This window comes from Pseudoduganella namucuonensis, from assembly GCF_900116645.1.
GTDB lineage: Bacteria > Pseudomonadota > Gammaproteobacteria > Burkholderiales > Burkholderiaceae_D > Rugamonas > Rugamonas namucuonensis.
In genome coordinates, this window is record NZ_FPBO01000081.1 from 1 (window position 1) to 7,173 (window position 7,173).

At 59.9% G+C, this 7,173-nt stretch carries 6 protein-coding genes and 2 pseudogenes; 4 read left to right on the forward strand and 4 right to left on the reverse strand.

Annotated elements, in window-relative coordinates:
* A pseudogene (locus BM436_RS35440) lies at window positions 1–204 on the reverse strand (IS481 family transposase); the annotation flags it as partial.
* Window positions 205–365: 161 nt separating this feature from the next.
* Between BM436_RS35440 and BM436_RS36815 the strand changes: the two are divergent.
* The 4 genes from BM436_RS36815 (at window position 366) to BM436_RS35450 (ending at window position 3,414) form a co-directional block, all read left to right on the forward strand.
* Entirely contained in the window at window positions 366–971 is a 606-nt protein-coding gene (locus BM436_RS36815; RefSeq protein WP_143133504.1) for a family 15 carbohydrate-binding domain-containing protein, read from the forward strand.
* 44 nt (window positions 972–1,015) lie between these two features.
* Window positions 1,016–1,252, forward strand: coding sequence for a hypothetical protein (locus BM436_RS36820; RefSeq protein ID WP_143133505.1), 237 nt, complete (start codon window positions 1,016–1,018; stop codon window positions 1,250–1,252).
* Complete coding sequence (locus BM436_RS35445; RefSeq protein WP_093561628.1) at window positions 1,230–1,424, forward strand: hypothetical protein; 195 nt, start codon at window positions 1,230–1,232, stop codon at window positions 1,422–1,424. The genes BM436_RS36820 and BM436_RS35445 overlap by 23 nt, the downstream gene beginning before the upstream one ends.
* Window positions 1,425–1,542: 118 nt before the next feature.
* Window positions 1,543–3,414, forward strand: a complete 1,872-nt coding sequence (locus BM436_RS35450) for a cellulase family glycosylhydrolase (protein WP_218165002.1) — start codon at window positions 1,543–1,545, stop codon at window positions 3,412–3,414.
* Window positions 3,415–3,623: 209 nt separating this feature from the next.
* Here the strand turns inward: BM436_RS35450 and BM436_RS35455 are convergent, their stop codons facing one another.
* From BM436_RS35455 to BM436_RS37445, 3 genes and pseudogenes are all read right to left on the reverse strand, one after another.
* On the reverse strand, window positions 3,624–5,465 hold the full coding sequence (locus tag BM436_RS35455) for a tetratricopeptide repeat protein (protein ID WP_093561630.1): 1,842 nt from the start codon (window positions 5,463–5,465) through the stop codon (window positions 3,624–3,626).
* Window positions 5,462–6,949, reverse strand: a complete 1,488-nt coding sequence (locus BM436_RS35460; RefSeq protein WP_093561631.1) for a tryptophan halogenase family protein — start codon at window positions 6,947–6,949, stop codon at window positions 5,462–5,464. The genes BM436_RS35455 and BM436_RS35460 overlap by 4 nt, the downstream gene beginning before the upstream one ends.
* Window positions 6,946–7,173: pseudogene (locus BM436_RS37445) on the reverse strand (tryptophan 7-halogenase); the annotation flags it as partial. The pseudogene BM436_RS37445 and the gene BM436_RS35460, both read right to left, overlap by 4 nt.

Genomic DNA, 7,173 nt, shown 5'->3' on the forward strand with positions numbered 1-7,173 from the left:
TTCCTGCGCGGCCGACAACGTCGTATGTAGCGTGTGGGCCCGATGCGAACGGTCTTGCACGTCATCGCGCTTGAGCCACTTGGCGGCGGTCGCCTTGGTGATGTTGAACACCTTTGCCGCCTCGTGGGCGGTCAAGCCGGAGGCTTTGATCTCCTGGCGGATTTTCGGCGTTGTGCGGGCCTGCGGATGAATGCGTGTGCTCATGCTCTCTGACGCTCAGGTGTGCTGCTGCGGTGGGTTGGCGACCGCTTCGGAAAACCAGCGATCAACTCGTCAAGCACGGCCTTGGCACGGAGCAGAGGCATGCTGCGACGGGGGATATGATCGCATGAAACTAAACACGTACTCAGCTGACTGGCGATGACATGGCCCTGCATCGCGCTTCGCGGGCATATTTCGCTCAGTATGTCACCCAGTCGGCGATCAGGAATGGCATGTTGCCATTCTATTGGGAGATCGGGGTTGATCCAGCCCTGTTGTTTGACCGGGCTACTCCGGCTGTGGGTGATCAACAACTTGTTGATGGACTCTTGATCGGAGCTGGAAAAGCTGTCGCGCTGAATGCTGGCCCAAATAGCTGGACCGTGAATAGTGACGCTACCGATATTAGTTCAGCTTCGAATATGAAATTCACTCTCAACCAAGCGGGGGCGGTTGCTGGTTATAATTTCGCCAATCCAATTAATTGGAGTGGCGCGACCTTGAACGTGGTCCTTAATTTTGATCAAGCGTTTGTTTCGGATCGAAATGGCGGGATGGACGGCATTTTACAGTTCTTTACTTACTCCGACGGTTGGGGTACTTCCGAGTTCAATTGCTGGACTGGCTATAAAGTGTTGGTTGCAGGTCAAGATACAGATTTCACGTGTTCTGCATTTAACGTCCAGAATGCGGTGGGGCTAGGTATCCAATTCTTTGCTGGAACAGGTTCCGTTACCGTTAAACGAGCAACGCTTAAATTGGCTCAATAAAATCTCCGCCATAAAGCCGGCTTCGTGAAAGAATCCGGCTTTTTTTGTTGCTGCACGCGCCTGTGGCCGCAGCGCCGGCGACCGGCGATGGCGCTGCCGCCAATCCGGATGGCGCGGCAAAGCCGGCCTACACCGCGTGGGACGATATCGACATCGCCGAGCGGCTTGCGGGCCAGGCCGGGTTGCTCCTTCAAGTGACTCGGCACACGCTCTATGCCAGTACCTGTTCGTATGGGCATGTGACGCGCGCGGCGCATCATGTCGCGCGCGCGCATCCGTGAATTCTTCATCGAACTGTTCGATCTGCAATTGAGCACGGGCGTGCTGGACGAAACCATCGGCGAAGCCGGTCGCGCCATGGCGCCCCTTGAAGCTTCTAACATCGCATGCCGCACCGCGCTCGCTGCGGCGCTGCAATCCGGCGCCATAAAATGCCAAGTAATTTATTTATAAACATAACAATAAATCCCGGGAATGAAAGGATGCAGTACCTGAGTAGTACAGAAGTGGCTGTTTCGCGGGCATGCATTCTATGTATACCCATAACATTAACAATGATGAGGTAATCGGAATGAAGAAAAAAAATTTAATAGCCACATCCCTTCTTATAGCTTTAGGAAGCGTTGTGAACGCGCAGGCTCAGACTTGCACGCCAACTACGGTAACACCCTATATTTTTATGTCTGAAGAATGGCGGATAACCGCAAATGTAACGTTTAATGGAAATCAAATCCCACTTGGACCGCAACCAATACAAGGCGGGTCCTGGTCATGGAGTGGCTGTGGAACATCAGGTTCTTCGCGTGAACAATACATAACGCCAAGTGCTAGCTGTACTGCAACAGTTGTTCATACCAATAGTTGCGGCGCACAAACCACACAGGCTTTTACGATTACGGTTCCTAATTATCCTAGCTACAACACCAATCCAATTGCCGCGGATGCGACCGGCATGAGCAGTAACGCTCCGCAGTTGGCCGCCAAAATGAAGGCGGGAACTAACATTGGAAACACCTTGGACGCTTATTGCCCCAACAACCCGTCAGAGACTTGCTGGGGCAATCCGGCGGTGACTGCCGCTTATGTCAAATTGGTAAAGGACAGCGGTCTTGACACGATTCGGATCCCCGTATCCTTCGATCAGTATGCCAACCAGAGCACTGGAAAAATCAGTGACGCTTGGCTCGACCGCGTGAAACAAGTGGTGCAGTATGCAGTGAATAACGGGCTCTACGCGATCGTTGACATCCATTGGGACGGTGGCTGGTTGGAGCGGAATATTAACCCAACAAGTCAAGTCCGTGTCAACGCCAAACAGAAAGCCTACTGGGAGCAAATTGCCACGAAGCTGCGCGACTTTGACGAGCATGTCTTGTTCGCTAGCGCCAACGAGCCGGCTGCTTACAATCCAACGGACGTAGCCGTTCTTCTCAGCTATCACCAAACATTTGTCGATGCGGTTCGTTCGACGGGTGGTAGAAACGCTAATCGCGTGTTGGTAATCCAAGGCCTAAGAACCGACATCGATATGACTTACAATGATTGGCAAGGCATGCCGACCGACACTGTAGCGGATCGCCAAATGATGGAGATTCATTATTACCCAGGGCCATTTTCGAACCAGGGTACAGATGAGCCACGTTCACAGATGTTTTGTTACTGGGGTGACGGCTACAAGTCGCTTACGGATACTTATCGCAACTCGCCAGGGCAGTTGCCGCCGGAGGAAGAGCCTTTTACCGATTCGCAATTTCAGAAAATGAAATTGAAATTTGTGGACCAAGGGATTCCAGTTGTGCTGGGGGAGTTTGCCGCTATGAAGCGTACGTCGGCAACTTGCGCTGACATGGACCTGCATCTCGCTTCGCGAGAACATTTCTATCAATATGTCACCAAGTCGGCGCTTGATCATGGCCTCTTGCCAATCGCATGGGAGATCGGGATGGCTGAAGGCCTGTTGTTTGACCGTGCCACTCCGGCTGTGGGTGATCCACAAGTACTTGATGCAATTTTAGTAGGAGTTGGAAAAGCTATCGCAACGAGTAATCGCCCAAATAGTTGGACCGTGAATGGTAGCGCTACAGATCATAGTTCAACTGCGTATATGGGGTTGACAATCAATCAGGCCCAGGCCGCTGCTGCTTATGAATTTGCCAATCCAGTTAATTGGAGTGGCAAAACCTTGAAAGTGGTCCTTAATTTTGATCAGGCGTTTATTTCAAATCGAAATGGCGGGATGGCTGACTTGTTCCAGTTCTATACTTACTCCACCGGCTGGGCTGCTTCCGAGTGGAAGTGCATGATTTCCAATAAAGTGTTGGTTGCAGGTCAAGATACGGAATTCACGTGTTCCGGTTTTGGCCTCCAGAATGCGAAGGGGCTGGGTATCCTATTCTCTGGAACTGCAGGTTCCGTTATCATTAAAAGAGCAATTATTAAATAAGCTCCATAAAGTTTCTTCCTTACAGCCGGCTTCGTACAAGAAGCCGGCTTTTTTTTTGTGCGCCCAGCATGGGCGCGTTCCTGCTGTGCCCGACATGGGCCGGGTACGGACAGTCAAAAAGGTCAAGTTATTTCTTGACGTGGCCTAAGCCAGGCGGCACGCGCCGATGTGGCAAGCGCGCGCTAGCAAGCGCCCCATCCACGATCGCATCACCGGGAGAATTGTACTTCGTCTTTTTTGGGGCGCTCCGCAGGGTTCCTGATAGACCTCCCGATGAATCTGTCCCTATCGGTCGCCTCCTGATTGGCGCGCATCCGCTGCAATGTTTCCGCGCCGGCGGCGAGGTTGACTTCCCGCAGGGCGCTGTCGTGGCTAATGCTCCATTCCTTGAAGACCGTGCCGGACGCGGGCGTGCGGCGCAATTCGGCCAGCACCTCGCTGCGGTCTACCCCGGCCAGCAGAAGGGCCTGCCATTGTTTTGCCCATTTGACCATGTCAGGGTCGCGCCGGTTGTTGGCCAGCACATTGATGGCCTGCCGCGCTTTGGCGCTGTCGCCAGTATAGGCATACATGAGAGCGGCTGCACGTGCGTACTCGCCCACTTCGCGGCCGTTTTTCCAGGCGAAGTCGGCCTTCGTCAAGGCGGCTTCGCCCGGCGCCTCGCCGGTATCGAGTTCGGCGCGCAGCTGGGCGTAAGCGGCTTCGGCCGAGGCGGGGTCGGCGCGCATGGCGTCGGCCAGATGGCGGCGCGCCGCCTCCAGGCTACCTGCCCTGGCGGGACCCTGCTGCTGGTTTGCCAGCCGCAGGTGTGCCAGGCCCAGCAAATAGCTGGCTTCGCCGCTGCCCTTGTCGCCGCCGGCGAGCATGCCCAGGTCGGCCATGGCGTCCTGCGGATTACCCCAGTCGATCCGGGCGCGGCTGAGGGCGAGGCGCGCCAGCGGGTGCTGGGGCGTGCCGCCCGGCCTGGACGTCATGTTGCTCAGCAGGGCTTCGCCGGTGGCGCGGCTGGGGCATGCCTTGAGGGTGGCGTTCATCATCACGTAGTCGGAGACGCTGTCGGGCAGGTCGGTATAGGTGATCCGGGCGGCGGGCAGGGAGGGCACGTCCAGTTGCACCGCATTTAACGAGGTCCGCCGATAGCGCGACAGCACATTGTCGAGGTCCGCGGGCTTGATGCCGAAAGCTGTTTCGAAGGCCGCGCTGGCGGGCGTGCCGCCAGCGGTCAGGTCGAGGTAGCGGGACAGGCGGGTGCGCTTGTCGTCCGTGGACAGCATGAAGTGGGCCAGCAGCCACGAGCGGGCGGCGAACTCCAGTTTGATGGCCGCCACGCCGGCGGCGTTTCTGGCGTCGCCATCGTTATCATCGAGCACGTCGGTATTGCTCAGGCTGGTAGAAGAGCGGGTATCCGCGATGACATCCAGGTAGCGTCCGATGTTGACGGGCGTTGCGCCGACCACCAATTGATTGTCGGAGAAGCGGGTAGTGGCGAAATACAGGGCGAAGCCTTCGATGAACGAAAATGGCGCGCGGACGGTGGTGTGGCGGTACAGGAAGTGGCGGGCATAGCCTTCGAACAGGAAGGACAGCGTGTCGTTGGCGGGGGCCTTGGCCAATTCCGCATTGGCGAGCGCAACGATGGGGGCCAGCAACACACCGGCGCCCTGCACGCCCGCGCCGCAACTGCTGTACAGGCCGACCGCGTCGCGCGGCGGCGTGTCCGCGAACTGGGCCAAGGCCCCGGGCCGTCTGTGAAAGTACAGGGTCAGCTTGGATTCGCGCGGCTGGAACTTGCCGTAGGGAGCGGTGTAGAGGCGCAGCAGGAAATCGAGCCGCTCCAGATTGTTCAGGAGCTGGAAGACACTGTCGCGCGACGTGTCGGAATAGATCACGAAGTGCTGGCTTTCCGCCTTGAACCAGGCGGACGCGTTTTTCAGGCCCCGCACGGTGACGCGCTGTTCAGACGGCACAGGATCGGCTTGCTGGGCGCCGGCGGGCTGGGTGCTCAACAGGGTCAGCGCCGCCAGGACGCAGGCGTTTAGCTGGCGTTTCATCGTTCTCTGCCCCCCAGCATGCCGCGCAGGTAGGCCTCGTGTTTGGGCATGGCCGCCACGGCGGTGGCGATGCATTCTCGGCGCCACTGCAATCCTCGCAGTGCCACCGCCCGCTCGACGTCGCCCAGCGAAGGATCGGCGCGCTCGGGCCAATGCCCCATGCCGGTGTGGATCGCCAGCCAGCTGGTCGCGTCGAAGCCCTCCAGGTCGTACTGGTGCAGCGCGCCCGCCTGGCGCCATGCGTGGAGCTTGAAGGCCAGGGTCTCGGGCAGCTCCATGGTCGCCATCGCGCGCCACAGCGCGCTGTCGCGGCGCGCGCTCAGGCAGTAGTGCAGGATGATGAAATCGCGTACGCGCGCGAACCGGCGCCCCATTTCGCCGTTGTAGTCGGCCACCACCTGCTCGGTGAACGGCGCGCCCGACAGCAGCAAATCGATCAGCCGCCCCAACCCCCACTGGACCAGGAAGATGCTGGTCGACTCGAGCGGTTCCAGGAAGCCCCCCGACAGGCCCAGGGCGACCACGTTGTGCACCCAGGCGCGCTTGCGATGGCCGGTCTGGAAGCGCAGCAGGCGCGGTTCGGCCAGCGCCGGGCCGTCCAACTGTTGCAGCAATTGCGCGCGCACGCGATCCTCGTCGATGTGGCGGCTGGCGAACACGTGGCCGTTGCCGGTGCGGTTTTGCAGCGGAATCCGCCACGCCCAGCCCGCCTCCAGCGCGGTGGCGCGCGTGTAGGGCGTCAGTTCGGTCCCGATCCGTTCGGTCGGACAGGCCCAGGCCCGGTCCACCGGCAGCCAGTGGCTGAAATCGACAAACGGCTCGCCCAGGGTGCGCCCCAGCAGCAGCGAGGCGAAGCCGGAGCAGTCGATGTACAGGTCGCCGGCCACCACGCGCCCGTCGGCCAGGGTGAGCCGGTCGACGCCGCCGTCGGCGCGCCGCGCCACGTCGACGATGCGGCCCTCGGTGCGGCGCACGCCGCGCCGCTCCCCCAGCTCGCGCAGGAAGGCGGCGTACAGCGCGGCGTCGAAGTGGTAGGCGTAGTCGTAGCGGTCGTTTTCTCCCGGCAGCGCGAAGCGGCCCTGGCTGGCCATCACGGAGGGCAGGCATTGCTCGCCCAAGGCCCCCAGGCCGGCCTCGCCCAGCCGGTGGTGCTGGCCCCACACCGCGTGGGATCCGCTCAGTGCGCCGAAATCGCCGAAGGTGTGGAAATAGCTTTCGCCGCGCGCGCGCCAGTCGCAAAACTGGATGCCCAGCTTGTAAGTGCCGTTGGTGGCGCGCAGGAACTCGGCCTCGTCGATGCCGAGCAGGCGGTGGAAGTTGCGGATCGAGGGAAAGGTCGCCTCCCCCACGCCGACAATGCCGATCTCCTCCGACTCGACCAACTCGACGGTGCCGCCCTTCAGGGCGGTGGCCAGCGCGGTGGCCGTCATCCACCCGGCCGCGCCGCCGCCGACCACCACGATGCGTTTGAAGGGCGGCTTCATGGCGCGGCGCAGTGCTGGGAGATGTACTGGGCGTGCTCGGGCATCGCCTTGACCACCCGCGCCACGGCGTCGCGCCGGCTGGCCAGATGCCCCAGCAAATGGTCGAAATTCATGGCGTCGATCAGCGGATCGTCCTGCTTGGGCACCACGCCCAGTCCCATCAGCAGCGAGACCATCGACGGCACGTTGAAGCCCTCCTTGTCGTAGACGACGACGCGCCCGGT

Bases quoted from the DNA above. Each gene is read 5' to 3' on its own strand.
- BM436_RS36815 (WP_143133504.1), top strand. From the start codon at position 366: ATGGCCCTGCATCGCGCTTCGCGGGCATATTTCGCTCAGTATGTCACC.
- BM436_RS35445 (WP_093561628.1), top strand. From the start codon at position 1,230: ATGTCGCGCGCGCGCATCCGTGAATTCTTCATCGAACTGTTCGATCTG.
- BM436_RS35450 (WP_218165002.1), top strand. From the start codon at position 1,543: ATGAAGAAAAAAAATTTAATAGCCACATCCCTTCTTATAGCTTTAGGA.
- BM436_RS35455 (WP_093561630.1), bottom strand. From the start codon at position 5,465: ATGAAACGCCAGCTAAACGCCTGCGTCCTGGCGGCGCTGACCCTGTTG.
- BM436_RS35460 (WP_093561631.1), bottom strand. From the start codon at position 6,949: ATGAAGCCGCCCTTCAAACGCATCGTGGTGGTCGGCGGCGGCGCGGCC.